Annotated in this window: 11 protein-coding genes and 2 riboswitches; of the genes, 2 read left to right on the top strand and 9 right to left on the bottom strand. The window is 29.1% G+C overall.

The genetic code is table 11. The features are described from left to right. Positions 1–81 precede the first annotated feature (81 nt). Together ABUA17_RS16430 and ABUA17_RS16425 are read right to left on the bottom strand one after the other, a co-directional pair. Positions 82–666 carry an ECF transporter S component gene (locus tag ABUA17_RS16430; protein ID WP_042402466.1) on the bottom strand — a complete coding sequence of 195 codons (585 nt, stop codon included), beginning with the start codon at positions 664–666 and terminating at the stop codon, positions 82–84. A 180-nt stretch (positions 667–846) separates the two neighbouring features. Continuing rightward, a riboswitch (FMN riboswitch) is annotated at positions 847–961 on the bottom strand. Positions 962–1,013: 52 nt separating this feature from the next. Beyond that, on the bottom strand, positions 1,014–3,176 hold the full coding sequence (locus ABUA17_RS16425; protein ID WP_055292178.1) for a Tex family protein: 2,163 nt from the start codon (positions 3,174–3,176) through the stop codon (positions 1,014–1,016). Positions 3,177–4,039: 863 nt separating this feature from the next. Here ABUA17_RS16425 and ABUA17_RS16420 point away from each other — a divergent pair. Then, positions 4,040–5,557 (top strand): M28 family metallopeptidase, encoded by a 1,518-nt coding sequence (locus ABUA17_RS16420; RefSeq protein WP_349818142.1) that lies wholly within the window; start codon positions 4,040–4,042, stop codon positions 5,555–5,557. Positions 5,558–5,595: 38 nt separating this feature from the next. On the opposite strand, the gene prfB is transcribed toward ABUA17_RS16420, so the two are convergent. The 6 genes from prfB to recD2 form a co-directional block, all read right to left on the bottom strand. After that, positions 5,596–6,697 (bottom strand): peptide chain release factor 2 gene (gene prfB / locus ABUA17_RS16415; RefSeq protein WP_394805639.1). Its coding sequence is split into 2 segments (ribosomal slippage): positions 5,596–6,630 and positions 6,632–6,697, totalling 1,101 coding nucleotides; the frame shifts between segments, so codons are not numbered across the junction. Positions 6,698–6,859: 162 nt separating this feature from the next. Beyond that, positions 6,860–9,373, bottom strand: coding sequence for a preprotein translocase subunit SecA (secA, locus tag ABUA17_RS16410; protein ID WP_042399544.1), 2,514 nt, complete (start codon positions 9,371–9,373; stop codon positions 6,860–6,862). Positions 9,374–9,626: 253 nt separating this feature from the next. Then, positions 9,627–10,157, bottom strand: coding sequence for a ribosome hibernation-promoting factor, HPF/YfiA family (gene hpf, locus ABUA17_RS16405; protein ID WP_042399543.1), 531 nt, complete (start codon positions 10,155–10,157; stop codon positions 9,627–9,629). Between the two features lie 437 nt (positions 10,158–10,594). After that, positions 10,595–11,245, bottom strand: a complete 651-nt coding sequence (locus tag ABUA17_RS16400) for a ComF family protein (protein WP_055291651.1) — start codon at positions 11,243–11,245, stop codon at positions 10,595–10,597. Continuing rightward, positions 11,218–12,210, bottom strand: a complete 993-nt coding sequence (locus tag ABUA17_RS16395) for a hypothetical protein (protein WP_154821330.1) — start codon at positions 12,208–12,210, stop codon at positions 11,218–11,220. The genes ABUA17_RS16400 and ABUA17_RS16395 overlap by 28 nt, the downstream gene beginning before the upstream one ends. Positions 12,211–12,229: 19 nt before the next feature. Beyond that, the gene (recD2, locus tag ABUA17_RS16390) at positions 12,230–14,461 is read right to left on the bottom strand and encodes an SF1B family DNA helicase RecD2 (protein WP_055276720.1); all 2,232 of its coding nucleotides are present in this window, start codon (positions 14,459–14,461) and stop codon (positions 12,230–12,232) included. A gap of 150 nt (positions 14,462–14,611) precedes the next feature. Here recD2 and nagA point away from each other — a divergent pair, with 150 nt between their 5' ends. Then, positions 14,612–15,748, top strand: a complete 1,137-nt coding sequence (gene nagA / locus ABUA17_RS16385) for an N-acetylglucosamine-6-phosphate deacetylase (RefSeq protein WP_042399536.1) — start codon at positions 14,612–14,614, stop codon at positions 15,746–15,748. 121 nt (positions 15,749–15,869) lie between these two features. Here the strand turns inward: nagA and metK are convergent, their stop codons facing one another. Continuing rightward, positions 15,870–17,045 (bottom strand): methionine adenosyltransferase, encoded by a 1,176-nt coding sequence (gene metK, locus ABUA17_RS16380; protein ID WP_042399534.1) that lies wholly within the window; start codon positions 17,043–17,045, stop codon positions 15,870–15,872. Positions 17,046–17,133: 88 nt separating this feature from the next. After that, positions 17,134–17,325, bottom strand: a riboswitch (SAM riboswitch). Positions 17,326–17,535: the final 210 nt, after the last annotated feature.

The raw sequence follows: 17,535 nt of genomic DNA, 5'->3' as shown, positions 1-17,535 counted from the left end.
GCTTATAGAGTCTGGGATTTATTTTTTTTTTGCAAAAGGGGCCTCGCACTAATTATTTAGTGCGACAGCCCCTTTTTATTATTAAGCTACTTCTCTTTTCTTACTTTCAAACTTGCTATCAACTTTAAATATCGCACGTGATACTCTTTTATATAATAAATATGTTGCTATACACACTATTAAAGCTTTTACACCATTGAAAGGTACTAATCCTAAGAATATATAATTTAGTAAAGCTGCTCCTTCTAAATTCATACCATATGCAGGTAATAAGAAAAATGCATTTGCAACTATACCTAGGACTTGCATAACTAATGCACCTATAACCATTCCTACTATAGCGGTCTTTTTACTCTTATTTCTATTATATAACCAAGCTGCAGGAACAACTAATGCAAGACCAATTATAATATTTGCTGTTTCTCCTACAAATCCTGTTTCTGTCCCCTTTATTAAGAATCTTAAAAATACCTTTAATATAACTATTATTCCACCAGTTATCGGACCATAAGCAAAGCCTCCCATTAATGCAGGCACTTCACTTAAATCAATTTTAAGCCATGGAAATGCAGGTATTATTGGAAAATCAAAATACATTAACACTACAGCAATTGCAGCTAATAAAGAGATTTTAACCATTTTGTTTAAATTTTTTGATGAATTCATATATTTTCTCCTCCCAAAAGATATCCTTCGGGGCAATAGATTATTCAAATAATTCTTATTTTAGTTTGTCCAATATTTAATTATTTAATGCAAAAAACCCTGATGTAAAATTACATCAGGGCATTAAAAACAAAACAATAATTAAATATAACAAAAAAAATCGTTATTACTCAAATCACTATTTACCTTCTTTCATCCAGACTTTACTGTCGGCTTCGGAGTTACACCGAATCTGCAAAACTTGCTCGCGGGCTATACCGCCGGTAGGGAATTACACCCTGCCCTGAAGATATTTATTATTTATTTTGACTTCATTATATTACTAATTATGGAACTTTGCAATACTTTTATTTAACGTCCTTCATAGTTAAAGAAATTCTCTTTCTTTTTTCATCAACTTCCATAATTTTAACTTTAATTATATCTCCAACCTTAACTATATCTAAAGGATGCTTAACAAATTTATTTGCCATTTGACTCTTATGAACTAATCCATCTTGGTGAACCCCAATATCAACAAAAGCTCCAAAATCTGATACATTTCTTACTGTACCCATTAATTCCATTCCAGGCTGTAAATCTTTTAAATCTATGACCCCTGTCTTTAAAATTGGTTTTGGCATATCTTCTCTTGGGTCTCTACCAGGTTTTTGTAATTCTTTAATTATATCCTTTAGTGTTAATTCACCAATTTCTAATTCTGACTCTAAATTCTTTAATCCCTTTTCCTTTACTCTATCTTCAATATCACTTAATTTTTTATTTTTCAAGTCATCCATAGAGTATCCTAAAATATTTATTAATTTCTCAGCTGCTTCATATGATTCTGGATGAACTGCTGTGTTATCTAAGGGATTTTTACTTTCCATAACTCTTAAGAATCCTGCACATTGTTCATATGCCTTTTGACCTAATCTCTTTACCTTTAACAATTCTTTTCTGCTTTTAAATCCACCAGTTTCATCTCTATATGCAACTATGTTATTAGCTATAGAAGCATTAATTCCTGCAATATAAGTTAACAATGACGGTGTTGCAGTATTTAAATCAACTCCTACCTTATTAACACTATCTTCAACTACACCTGTTAATGACTCATCTAATCTCTTAGGTGTAACATCGTGTTGATATTGCCCAACCCCAATAGCCTTTGGATCAATTTTAACAAGCTCTGCCATAGGATCTTGTAATCTTCTTCCTATAGAAATAGCTCCTCTTATAGTTACATCTAAATCTGGATATTCCTTAGCTGCAAGCTCAGATGCCGAATAAACTGATGCTCCTGCTTCTGAAACAATAACATAAGCTAACTCTTTTCCACTTTCATTCTTAATTTCAGTTAACATTTCAGATATTACTTCTTCTGATTCTCTTGATGCAGTACCATTTCCTAAAGAAATAACATCAACATTATGCTTATATATAAGCTCTTTTAATAGTTTTTTAGTTCCTTCTATATCTTTCTTAGGAACAGTTGGATATACAGTAGCTTTTTCTAAGAACTTACCTGTTGGATCTAATACTGCAACCTTACAACCTGTTCTAAATCCAGGATCATAACCCATAACTACCTTACCTTTAATAGGTGCTTGCATAAGTAATGCTTTTAAATTTTCTTTGAATATTAGTATAGCTCCTTCTTCACCTTTATCAGTTAATTGACTTCTAATTTCCCTTTCTATTGATGGATAAATCAATCTCTTAAATGAATCTTTTATTGCTAATTTTAAATATTCATCAGTTACTTCATTATTTTTTAGCAATCTATTTTGAAGATATGTTATTATTTTATCTTCATTTGCTACTATCTTAACAGATAAGACCTTCTCCTTCTCTCCCCTATTTATAGCCAATATTCTATGAGCAGGAATTTTATTTACATCTTCACTATATTCATAGTACATTTCAAAAGGTGTTGGTTCTTCACTTGAACCCTTTGATTCAATTTTTCCTTCCCTCATTACAAACTCTCTTATCCACTTTCTAAAAGCAGCTTCATCCGAAATTACTTCTGCAACTATGTCTAATGCTCCATTTATAGCTTCTTCTTCAGTAAGTACTTTCTTTTCTTCATTTATATATTTACTTGCTTCTTCATTTAAATTTCCCTTAAAATTACCTTCTAAAATCAAATCAGCTAATGGCTTTAACCCTTTTTCTAATGCTATTGTTGCTCTAGTTCTCTTCTTTTGCTTGTATGGTCTATAAATATCTTCAACCTCTGTTAATGTATCTGCTTTTTCTAAAGCTTTAACTATATCATCATTAAGCTTTCCTTGCTCATCTATTAACCTTAAAACGTCTTCTTTTCTTTCTTTTAAATTTCTTAAATATGTTAATCTTTCGAAGAATTTTCTTAATACATCATCACTTAATCCGCCAGTTTGTTCTTTTCTATATCTAGAGATAAAAGGAACCGTATTTCCTTCATCTAATAATTTAATTACATTTTGAACTTGTTTTAAAGTTATTCCTAACTCTTTAACTAATCTTTCTTCTATATTTACCATAAGTGCCTCCTATAAATTATATTATTTACACAAATAACTCTATTAATTAGTATAACATAATTTTACACTATTGCTATTATGTTAATAGAATAGTATAATTTATTTGTAAAATATTACCATTTACTATGCGAGGTGAATTTATCTTGAATAAATTTTTGTATGGCTTCTTAAATATCTGTCTTATAGTTTTTATTACACTCTTAGCACTAAATCAATTTTATGTAATTGACTTTTCAACTAACCTTAGAAATGTATTTATTTTTTTAACTCTAATAATTATATTATTTACTGCTACAACACAACTCTTAACTGGCAAATCTAACTTTTTAAAGTTTATTAGTGGTGTTATATTATTTTCAGTTATAATCGGTGGAGTTTTTTACGTATTAAAAGATCAGCTCAACATATTTGTATATATATGTATTTTATTTTCTTTATTCCAATGCTTATTTGAGCTTATTCAAAATAAAGCTTAAATTAAACATAAACTTATCATAAACATTTCCATATAAAAATAACATTCTATTGCTTACATTAAAATTTAGAATATAGTATTTAAATAAAAGTTAATAATCTAAAAGGAAACTTTTCATATTTAACATAGGATGAATAAATTTTGTTTGCCAAATTAAAATTTGGAATGCTCAAAAGAAACTCCTCCTCCTTAACGTCGGATGAGTAACTTCGATTTGCCAAATTAAAATTTGGAATCTCAAAAGAAACTCCTCCTCCTTAACGTCGGATGAGTAACTTCGATTTGCCAAATTAAAATTTGGAATCTCAGTTAATTTTAAAATTTCAGTTATAATGTAAAACCTCCAATAATATTATTAAGTATACTAATATTTGTGAGGTATCTTTTTATGAAAAAAAATATATTATACTTTTCGATTTTATCAATAATATCCTTTTTTCTATTAACTACACTCTATCTTAATAATACATATTCGGAATTTGATTCAACCAATGTTCGTAATAATATATATGTCTTATCATCAGATACATTAGGTGGTAGATTAGCTGGTAGCACCGAAAACTTAGTTGCTGCAGAAATAATAAAAAATAGATTTATTGATTATGGATTAAAAACTTTAAATGGTGATGGCAATTATACTCAAGATTTTAATACTATTTGTCCTGTAACTACAAATACTTCTCCATACTTGAAAATTGAATATAACGGAGATACTGAAGAAGAACTTCAATATGGGGTTGACTTTAAAGAAGATATGATTAATTTTAAAAATAATACTTTTTCATTTTCAAAGTCTGATAAAATAAACTCTTATTTATCTTATCTTGATATAACATGTGATGATGGAACATTTTTATTATATGTTCCAAAAGATAATAATTTTTCATTTAGAAGCTCATTTTTCAGTGATTTCGCAAAAGATGCTGTAATTATGGTTTCACAAAATGCTTTTGATAAAATAACTTCTAGTTTAAATGAAGGAAAACAAATTTCAATTCATGTTCCATTTGAGGAAGAAGAAAAAACAATATCTAATGTTATTGGTGTAATCAAAGGGTCTAATTCTTCCCTTTCCCCATTTATAATTACAGCTCACTATGACCATCTTGGAAAGGATGGATTAGGTACTAGTTATTCTGGGGCCTTAGATAATGCCTCTGGTACTTCATTTATATTAGAATTAAGTAGAAGTCTTTCAACTTATGGAAAACCTGAAAGAGATATTATTTTTGTTGCTTTAAATGCTGAAGAATTTGGTCTTTTAGGCTCTAAAGCCTTTGCTGAAGAAAATTTATTTAATATTCAAGATTCAAAAGTCATAAATTTTGATATGATTGGTAGTGCTGATTATCCTATAAGCTTAATGCAAGGAAGTAAATTTAAAAATACAGATTCAGAATTGCTAGAATCTATAAAATCTATATGTAAGGATAATTCAATAGATTATGAGGTTTTATATGAGAATTCAAGTGATCATGCAAGCTTTAATAATTTAAATATTGATGCATTGAGCTTCTGTCATAGTGATAAAACACGAATTCATACACCAGAAGATACAATAGATTATATAGATACATCTTCTATAGATACAGTTTATAAAATAGTTGAAACAGAAATAAAAACTTCTTGTTATAGTGGATTAACAAGGTTCATTTATAGTCAAAATTCTATTACTTTAATATCAATAGTTTTAATACTATTAATTATATGGGGTATTTTTTCTAAGAATAAGTTTTTACTTCATAAAAATAGCTCAATACTTTTTAGAGCAATTGCCTTAATTGCAGTAATATCTGCTACTATATTCTATATTAAAGGATATACTAGTGCATTAATTATTGCATTAATATTTGGTTTTTCAATAATATTTATTACATTAATGAGACTTAATTCAAAATCAAGATAAATAAAAATAACAGCTAATAAAATTAGCTGTTATTTTTATTATTTTGATATACTTTTTAAATAAGTAGTAATAAATTGATCAATTTCTCCATTCATAACGGCATTAACATTTGCAGTTTCCTCATTGGTTCTATGATCTTTAACCATATTATATGGATGGAATACATATGATCTTATTTGACTTCCCCATCCCATATCTTTAAGTTCCCCAGTTAAATCTTCTATTTTTTCTTTATGAGCTCTTTCTTTAAGCTCTATAAGCTTAGATTTAAGCATAGACATTGCTGTATCCCTATTTGCAAATTGACTTCTTTCATTTTGACATTGAACTATGATACCTGTAGGAATATGTGTAATTCTAATTGCAGATTCAGTCTTATTGACATGTTGCCCACCAGCTCCACTTGCTCTAAATGTATCTACTTTTAAATCTTCTTGTCTTATATCTATATCTTGATCTTTAGTAAGTTCAGGCAATACTTCAATTGATGCAAATGATGTTTGTCTTTTACCATTTGCGTTAAATGGAGAAATTCTTACTAGTCTATGAACTCCCTTTTCAGCTTTAAGGTATCCATATGCAAACTCTCCTTTTACTCTCAATGTTGCACTCTTTATTCCAGCTTCATCACCTTCAAGTAAGTCTAGAGTTTCAACTTTATACCCCTTCTTTTCACACCATCTTGTATACATTCTAAGAAGCATAAGCGTCCAGTCATTAGCATCACTTCCACCAACACCAGCATGTAAACTTAATATAGCATCATTTTTATCATATTCCCCTGATAATAAAAGTTCAATTTTATATTCTTCAATTAGCTTTTCAATATCCCTGATTTCAGAAATAACCTCATTAACTGTTTCCTCATCATCCTCTGCAAGTTCAGCTAATACTTCGACATCATCTAATCTTCTTACTAAACTTTCATATCTATCTATTCTATCTTTAATTCCTTTACTTTCCTTAGTAACTTCTTCGGCTCTTTTAACATCATCCCAAAAACCTTTTTCTTGCATTTGAAGCTCAAGTTCTTGAAATCTTTTTTCTAGGCTTTCCTTGTCAAAGTGAAGCCCCCATTTCTTTTAATGTTTCTTTTAAGCCACTAACCTTTGAAAGTTCTTGTTCTAACTTGATTAACACAAAAATCACCCCTTTGAATTAGTTAAGAGTTTTTAGTTAGTACTCTATTGAGAAAATTCAGCCTAGGCTGAATTTATTTAAATATATATTTAAGAAACTCCCAAAGGAGTTTCCACCTTAACTACTAACTTAATAAAAAAGTGCCCTTTAGGCACTTTTTTATTATGCTTCTCTTCCACAACAATTCTTATATTTTTTTCCACTACCACAAGGGCATAAGTCGTTTCTTCCAAACTTATGATCATTTCTTACTGGTTCTTTTTTTAAGCTCTTATCATCTTCTCCATGACTTGCTGAAGTTTCTTCTGCAACCTTTTCTCTTTCAACTGGTCTTTCAACTCTTACATGGAATAAGAATTTAACTGTTTCAAGCTTAATTCCCTCAATCATTTCTTCAAACATTGCACTACCTTCCATTTGGTATGCTTGAATTGGGTCTTGTTGCTTATATGCTCTTAATCCCATTCCTTGTTTTAAATGATCCATGTTATCTATATGAGCCATCCATTTTTGATCAACAACTCTTAAAAGAACTACTCTTTCAATTTCTCTTAATTGTTCTTCACCAAATTCAAGTTCTTTACCCTTATATATATTCATAACAGTTTCAGTTAGCTTATCTTTTATTTGTTCATTAGATAAATCTGCTAATTCTTGTACAGTTACAATACCGTGTGGTAAACAAATTTCCTCTAAATATTGAAGTAATGTTTTGATTTCAGCTTCTATATCTTGAACGTCTCCACTTAAATGTGAATTAACAGCATCAGATATAACTTCTTGAATCATTCCTTCTATTTGCTCTTTTAAATTCTTACCTTCTAAAACTTCAGTTCTTTGTCTATAAATAACTTCTCTTTGAAGATTCATAACATCATCATATCCAAGAAGGTTCTTTCTTATGTCAAAGTTATTTCCTTCAACCTTCTTTTGAGCATTTTCTATAGCCTTAGTAACCATTTTACTTTCTATAGCTTCAGTTTCTTCAAGACCTAATTTATCAATAATTCCTTGAATCTTTTCTGAACCAAATATTCTCATTAAATCATCTTCTAAAGAAATGAAGAATATAGATTCACCTGGATCCCCTTGACGACCTGATCTACCTCTAAGCTGATTATCTATTCTTCTTGATTCATGTCTTTCAGTACCAAGAACCTTTAATCCACCTGCTTCTCTAACTCCTTCACCAAGCTTAATATCAGTACCTCTACCAGCCATATTAGTAGCTATAGTAACCATACCTAATTCTCCTGCATGAGAAATTATTTCGGCTTCTTGTGCATGATATTTAGCATTAAGCACTTGATGCTTAATTCCTCTCTTCTTTAATAAAGAAGAAATATATTCAGATTTATCAACACTTGCTGTACCAACAAGTACTGGTTGACCCTTTTCATGTGATTTTACTATTTCTTCAACTATAGCTTTATACTTACCAGATTGATTTTTATAAACCATATCTGATTGGTCAATTCTTTGAACTGGTTTATTAGTTGGTATTACTATAACATCAAGATTATATATTTCTCTAAATTCATTTTCTTCAGTTAATGCAGTACCAGTCATTCCTGATAATTTAGCATACATTCTGAAATAATTTTGGAATGTAATTGTTGCTAAAGTTTTTGACTCTCTTTGAATTTTAACATTTTCTTTAGCTTCAATTGCTTGATGAAGACCATCTGAATATCTTCTACCTTCCATAAGTCTTCCTGTAAATTCATCTATTATTACTACTTCATTATCTTTTACCATATAGTCTTTATCAGCCTTCATAGTATAGTTAGCCTTTAAAGCCTGAGTAACATAATGTTGTAATTCTAAGTTTTGAGAATCAGCATAGTTTTCTATTCCAAAATATTTTTCAGCTTTAACTATACCATCCTCAGTTAATAAAACAGCATTAGCCTTTTCATCAACATTAAAATCTTTCTCGTTTACTAGTGTTTTAACAAAATTATCAGCAACATTGTAGAACTTAGTAGACTTATCTCCCATTCCAGAAATAATAAGAGGAGTTCTAGCCTCATCTATTAAAATTGAGTCAACTTCATCCACTATACAGAAGTTAAGATCTCTTTGAACTCTGTCTTCCATATGTATTACCATATTATCTCTTAAGTAATCAAATCCGAATTCATTATTTGTTCCGTAAGTAATATCACATGCATAAGCAGCTCTTCTTTGTTCTGGTGTAATTCCATGAATTATACATCCAGTTGTTAATCCTAAGAAATTATAAAGCACTCCCATTTCTTCCATTTGAGTTTTAGCTAAATAATCATTTACTGTTATAACATGAACACCCTTGCCAGTTAATCCATTTAAATATGCTGGTAAAGTTGCAACTAATGTTTTACCTTCCCCAGTTTTCATTTCAGCAATTCTTCCTTGATGTAAAACCATCCCTCCAAGTAATTGCACTCTAAAATGCTTCATTCCAAGCACTCTGCTTGAAGCTTCTCTACAAACAGCAAATGCTTCTGGTAATAAACTATCTAAAGATTCACCTTTTTGTATTCTCTCCTTAAATTCTACAGTTTTAGCTTGTAATTCTTCATCAGTAAGCTTTTGCATTCCTTCATCTAAAGCTTCTATTTTATCTGCAATTGATTGAAGTTTTTTAACTTCTCTCTCACTATATGTTCCAAAAACTTTTTCTAAAAATCCCATAATGTATTTCCTTTCAACATTAATACTCATAAAAATGAATATAAAATTAAGTAATGGATTTAAACTTTTTATATAATTATTTAATTTATATAAAATTACCCTTCTAATGTTTTACTTAATAAATTATACCATTTATGATATTCATAATTCAACATAAATGTATATAGGTTAAACTCTTTTACTTTTATTTAACATTTAGATGAAAATAAGGAGAGCTTTAATATAGCTCTCCTTATATATAATAAATTATATTCTAAACATAATCAGGCTCTAACAAACCATAATTTCCATCTTTTCTCTTATATATAACATTAATATTTTCTGTATCACAATCTTTAAATACAAAGAAATTATGTTGAACAAGTTCCATTTGTAATATAGCCTCTTCAGTACTCATTGGTTTTATATTAAATCTCTTAACTTTTACTATTTCACCTTCATTATCATCTTCCTCAGATGCAACCTCATCAAAGTTACCAAACCTTAAAGACTCATTATTTCTTCTTTGTAATTTTGTTCTTTGCTTTCTGATTTGTCTTTCAAGTTTATTTTCCACTAAATCTATAGACTTATACATATCATCTGTAGATTCTTCACATCTTAAAACTACGCCATTAAAAGGTATTGTCACCTCAAAAATTTGACTATTCTTTTGAACTGTTAATGTAGCTCTCGCAGTTACATTAGGTTCAAAGTATTTGTCTAGCTTCGAAATCTTCTTTTCTACTATTTCTTTCAATGCAGGTGTTACGTTAATGTTCTTTCCTATTACTGTTACTCTCATAAGGTCAACCCCTCTCTTTAAGTTCTAATTATAATTATTAAGATTTCAATATTTAGTATAGTTATATGTTACCATTTTCAAATTTATTCCACAAGCATTGTTTTCTGAATTTACAGAAAATTTAAACTTGTTAACTCTACATAACTCTATTTTCCTTTATTTCTCTTAATATTTAAACAAAATAAAAAAACATCAACTCATACGAATTGATGTTTTTTTATATAAAGTTAGCTGACCTGGATTTTGCCCCCACACTCGCCTGCTGGAGCTTTTGCTACCCGGAATTAACCTCTCACTACTAACACTCTCAGTATCTCTACTGGCAGGACTTACCTCTATACCGCACCATGCTCATTAAAACTTTGTCTAACTTACGTGGATCGTTTCGCCTGCGACTGGCATCGACTTTCATCCACAGACCTAACTTTACATTACTATTATATATTGCTTTTAGCAATTGTCAATACCGTAATTTTATTTGCACCATATTTTAATAAAATATTTTTACATTCATCTACTGTAGCTCCAGTAGTAACAACATCATCTATCAATATAACATGTTTATCCTTTATATCTTTGCTACTTTTTATATTAAAGACTCCTTTAATATTACTTTTTCTTTCATCTTTACTTAAAGTCTTCTGCTCCTTTGTATGCTTTGACTTTATTACACAATTACTAATTGGAATATCTGTATTATAACTAATGTTTCTTGCCATAATTTCACATTGATTAAATCCCCTTTTTCTAATTGCTTTTTTAGTCATAGGAACATAACAAATTACATCAGCATTAATACTCTGATTATTTATTATCTCTAAAATTAAATTTGATAATATCTCTCCAGCAGTAAAATTTTTATTATATTTAAATTCTAAAATTAACTTTTTTAATAATCCTCCATAAAACCCATATGAAATATTAGTTTTATCCTCAACATCACATTTCTTAATTTCAGATTTACAGCAATCACATATCCCTATAAATCCTTCTATTTCACAAAGAATACACTTTTCTTCTATCGGATAAACTATATCTAATAACTCCTGATATATATTTTTTAATATTTTAAATATTGTCTTTCCCACAAATTTTTATTAAATGATCTCGCCATATTTTTAGCTTTATCCATTTCTTCAGAAACTTCCCTAGATACCATTATTGCTTCTGAATGAATATTACTTTTAACATTAATTGCTGCACACATATATAGTATCTTCTTATATGAATAAAACATATCGTCTGCAAACAACATTATTATATTTACATCAGGAATATTTTTTATATACTGTCCACAATTATTTGTTACTATAAATAAAGCATCACTATAACCATCTATTATTTCTTTAATAAAGCTGAAATCTTGATTTTTACTATAGCGAACTACTCTTATATTTAATTCTTTTAAAATATTGTAATAATGATTATAAACTTTATTTAATTTATCTTCTGAAGGAACCACTATTAAAACAATTCTTTTATTTTCCTTAAACCACCTAAAGTATTCAAATAAGGAAAGTGGAATATCCTGTTCTAATTTTATTCTAGTATTCATTAATCGTGGTTCTATCATCGGTTCTTGTGATGGCATATAATTAATTTCAAATTTTTCTCCAATAGGGAAAATATATTCTGAGGCATACACTATTATTTTATTACAATTCCAATATATATCTTCTATGGCTTCCCTAATGTATTTATTACTAGATTTAGAAAATAAACTTATGTCATCAAATATAACTAAATCATATAAATTGTCTATTTTATTAATTTCATCTATAAAAATAAATTTAATTTTGCTTTCAATTTTTTCTTTTTCTATAGTCTCATTAATATATTCATATAGTTCATTTTGTTGTTCATATGCATATTTTTCTTTTTTGCTACAGAATACGTATAGTATATTACTTTCTCTACCTACAACTTTATTTATTATATTTGAAAAAATTTCAACTGTATTAAAAGGCCTCGTCTTTATTGATAAAACCTTTGTTTTTTTACCATACCATTTATTTATCTTTTTAAAAGTATTACTCAATTCCTTATAATTCATAGTATCAGAACTCCATTATCTATTCTTCTTTTATTTTATCATCAGATACAATATCTACAATTCTTTCTTTTAATGATGAATATCTCTCCATACTATTTGTATTATCTACCATGTATTTTAGTGATTTTTGATTACCTACAACTACAACTAATTCTTTTGCTCTAGTTATACCTGTATACAAAATATTTCTATTCATTAAAAAAGCTGAACCCATAAATGAAGGTGTGATTACAACTTTAAATTCACTACCTTGACTCTTATGAATAGTAATTGCATAAGCTAACTCTAACTCTTCTACATATATATTATCGTATACAATTCTTCTTTCATCATCAAATACAACAGTGACAGTTCTACTTTCCTCACTAATCGATTCAATAAATCCCATATCACCATTAAATACCCCTACACCTTCATTATCGCCATATCCACCTGTTCTATTCCATTTTAAAGAATAATTATTTTTAGTTTGCATTACCTTATCGCCTTCTCTAAAAATTATATCCTTAATATTTCTCTCTTTTTTATTTTTACTAGGTGGATTTAATATAGCTTGAAGCTCATTATTTAAGTTATCTACTCCTAATATTCCTTTCCTAGTAGGAGAAAGAACTTGAATATCTCTTGTTTTATCCCACTTAGGATTAAAAAGGGGTAATCTTCTATTTACTAAATCTAAAATAGTGGACAAAATTTCTTCATTACTTTCTCTATTATCAAAAAAGAAATCTCCACCTTTTTTATTCAAGTATGGCAACTCACCATTATTTATTCTATGTGCATTAGTGATAATCATACTTTCTTTTCCCTGCCTAAATATTTCTTTAAGCCTTACAACCTTAATAAATTCACTATTTATTAAATCCCTTAAAACATTTCCAGGACCTACTGATGGAAGCTGATCAACGTCTCCAACTATGATAACTCTTGTTCCAAGTTTAATAGCCTTAAGTAAGCTATTCATAAGCATTATATCAATCATGGATGCTTCATCTATTATTATTACATCTCCTTCTAATGGTTCACCTTCACCTTTACCAAAAAATGAATTTTCATCATCGCTTACACCCATTTCTAGTAGTCTATGTATAGTTTTTGCTTCTCTTCCTGTTGATTCTGTCATCCTCTTAGCTGCTCTTCCTGTTGGTGCTGCTAAAAGAACTTTCATCCCATTATTTTCATATATCTCTATTATACATTTAATTATAGTAGTCTTACCTGTACCAGGACCACCAGTAATTATCTCTATCCCATTTTCAAAAGCTCCTAGTATAGCCTCCTTTTGAGAATCTGCAAATTCTATATTATTTTTCTTTTCAAAACTAGATATTTCAAAAGAAATATCAGAGTTTATAGTTTGAAAGTTTTCAATACTTAAAGTAATAATTTTATTGGTTACTCCTAATTCACAAAAATAATATGGCAGAGCATACACAGCTTCTACATCATTAATTTTTTCTACTTTTATTTTACCCTCTAATACGCTATTATATATATTTGCTTCTATTAACTCTTTATCTACAACCAAGACCTTTTGACACTCTTTTATTAGCTTATCTTTAGGCATATATGTATTTCCTAAACCTGAAAAATTATTTAAAACATATCTTATTCCACTTTGAATTCTAAAATCCGATACTGGCTCAATTCCTAAGCTTTTTGCAATTCTATCTGAAGTTAGAAAACCTATTCCAGAAATTTCATCACTTAAAATATATGGATTTTTAGATACAATATCTTGAGAATCTGGACCAAATTTTTTATATATTTTTAAGCATTGATTTATTGTTACTCCATGTTTTTGAAAAAACATAATTATATCTTTAAGTTCTTTGCTTTCTAAATATGAATCATAAATAATGTTATACTTCTTTTCACCAATACCTTCAACTTCTTTGAGTCTTTCAATATTATTGTCTAATATATTTAAAGTTTCTTCTCCAAATGCTTTTACTATTTTTTTTGCTGTTACTGGCCCTATTCCATGTATTATGCCTGTGCTTAAATATTTTTCAATTTCCTTAACAGAAGTTGGAAGAAGCTCTTTATATTCTTCTACATTAAATTGTCTTCCAAATTGTTTATGTGTAATCCAATTTCCTTTAACCTCTATTTGTTGACCTTCTTTTAATAACGGCATTATTCCAACAATCGTAACAACCTCTTTATTCGCTGTAATTTTAGCTACTACATATCCGCTATCTTCACTTCTAAAAATTACTGCTTCAACTAAGCCATCTAATATCTCCATATTATCGCTCCAAACATTTTATTTTACTTATTAATATTATATAATTATATCATAAGTGAAATTTTGATTGTTAATTTATACTCTTCTTATTCACTTATAAATTATTTGCTTATAATAAAAAGCTTAAACATCATAGGGAGGTTATTTAATATGTTATTAAAAAACTGTAATATTATTTTTCTAGATAAAATTGAAAAAGGCTCTATATTAATTGAAAACGGTATTATTAAAGAAATAAATCCAAATACTACTTCTTCTGATTCAGTCATCGACTGTAAAGGTTTATATGTAGCTCCTGGATTTATAGACATTCATATACACGGAGCTGGAGGATATGATACTATGGATGGTACATTTGACGCAATAAATGAAATTTCCAAAACCATCTGTAAGTATGGTACAACTTCATTTACACCAACTACAATGACGATGTCAGCAGAAGACATATTAAAATCTATGACTGCAATAAAAAAAGCTAAACTTGAAGGTACAGATGGTGCTCAAGTTTTAGGCGCACACTTAGAAGGACCTTTTATCAGTCCTAATGCCATTGGAGCTCAAAATCCTAACTATTTAATTAAACCAACTTTTGAAAATTTTGAATCTATGACTGGAGATGCAATGGATTCTGTAGTATCAATTACAATGGCACCAGAAGTTGATGGAGCTAAAGAACTTGCTAGTATATTAACCGAAAAGGGTATTCGTTGCTCTATAGGTCATACTAAAGCTACTTATGAAGAAGCAATTGAAGGTATCAAATGTGGCTTCTGTCACTCAACTCATTTATTTAATGCAATGACAGGCTTCACTCATAGAGAACCTGGTGTTGTAGGTGCAACCTTTGATACTGATATTACTACTGAAACTATTTCTGATGGTATACACATATCCTATCCATCATTAAGAATAGCTTATAAACAAAAAGGAACTGATAAAACTTTATTAGTTACAGATGCAATGTGTGCTTGTGGAATGCCAGATGGAAATTATGCCCTAGGAGGACAACCAGTCATAGTTAAAGATGGATCAGCAAGACTTGAGAATGGTGCATTAGCAGGATCAATTTTAACTTTAAATAAAGCAATCAAAAACATATACGAAAATACTGATTATCCTTTATACGAAATAGTTAAAATGGCTTCATTTAACGGTGCTAAATATTGTAGAGTGGATGATAAAAAAGGTCAAATAAAAGAAAATTTTGATGCTGATTTAGTTTTATTCGATGATAATATTGATATTAAAATGACTATCGTAAACGGAAAAATAGTTTATTCTAGTTAAGAGTTTTGAGTTAATAGTTATTACTTTAGGAATAGTTTCATGATAAACTACTAATTTTCTAACTGAGTAAATTTCTTTTCAATCTAATAAAAAAGCGAAGACATGAGTCTTCGCTTTTTTATTATAAGTATTTCTTAATTTCTTCTACTTTATTTAATTGTTCCCAAGGTAAATTTAAATCATTTCTACCAAAGTGACCATAAGCTGCTGTTTGTCTGTATATAGGTCTTCTTAAATCAAGATCCCTTATTATAGCTCCTGGTCTTAAATCAAATACTTTTTCTACAATTCTTGTTATTTCTTCTTCATTTAATTTACCTGTTCCAAAAGTTTCAACTTCTATAGAAACCGGCTTTGCAACACCTATTGCATAAGCCAATTGAATTTCTAACTTATCTGCAACACCAGCTGCAACTAAATTCTTAGCTACCCATCTTGCTGCATAAGCTGCTGATCTATCAACTTTTGTTGGATCTTTTCCTGAGAAAGCACCACCACCGTGTCTTCCATATCCTCCGTAAGTATCAACTATAATCTTTCTTCCTGTTAATCCACTATCACCTTGTGGTCCACCAACAACAAATCTTCCAGTAGGATTAATGTAATATTTAGTTGATTCATCTAATAATTCAGCTGGAATAACATGTTTAATTACATGCTCCATTAAATCTTCTCTTATTTGCTCTTGACTTACATGCTCATCATGTTGAGTTGAAATAACTATTGCATCAATTCTTACAACTTTATTATCATCATACTCAACTGTAACTTGAGTTTTTCCATCTGGTCTTAAATAAGGTAAAGTTTCATTTTTTCTAACTTCAGTTAATCTTCTTGACAATCTATGTGCCATGGCAATTGGTGAAGGCATAAATTCTGGTGTTTCATTAGTAGCATAACCAAACATCATTCCTTGATCTCCAGCTCCTACTGCTTCAACATCATCCTTTGTTCCTGCTCTAGATTCTAAAGCTTCATCAACTCCCATTGCAATATCTCCAGATTGTTCATCAATAGATGTTAATACTGAACATGTATCACAATCAAATCCATATTTAGCTCTATCATATCCAATTTCTCTAATTGTTTTTCTAACTACTTTAGGAATATCTACATAACAAGATGTTGATATTTCTCCCATTACTAGTACCATTCCTGTTGTTACTGCTGTTTCGCAAGCAACTCTAGCTGTTGGGTCCTTTTCTAATATACTGTCTAATACTGCATCCGAAATTTGATCACATATTTTATCTGGATGCCCTTCTGTAACTGATTCTGAAGTAAATAATCTTCTCATTTTGCTTAGCTCCTCTCGTTTTGATATTAATTCTAAGCAATAAAAAAAGCCTCTTGCAAAAAGAAGAGACTATAATTATCTAAGGTCTTTCTTATCTTGCAAACTTAATTGTTCTGCAGGAATTTGCACCACATTAACCTAGTTAATAATTCTTAGTTTATAGTTCATAGTTATAGATGAAATCCTAATAGTTTTCTCTAATCTTAACTATTAACTTTTAACTGTTAATAGGTTGCCGGGTTTCACAGGGCCTTTATCCCTCCACCTCTCTGGATAAGAACTAATATCAAATTTTATTTCTAGAATATTTTATCAATATAATTATACTATGTCAACATTTAATATATTCATAAAAAATAATATGATTATAATTTATTTTTTATAAAATAAAAAAAGCATGGTATAAACCATGCTAATGGTGGGGGAGGACGGATTCGAACCATCGAAACGAAACGTAACAGATTTACAGTCTGCCCCCTTTGGCCTCTCG

Origin of the sequence: Clostridium sp. RTP31139st1_H3_RTP31139_211217 (genome assembly GCF_040227035.1) — a bacterium.
In the GTDB taxonomy this organism is placed as follows: domain Bacteria; phylum Bacillota; class Clostridia; order Clostridiales; family Clostridiaceae; genus Clostridium; species Clostridium saudiense.
Note: the sequence above shows the minus strand (reverse complement) of the source record. Positions and strands in the feature narration are given on the sequence as shown.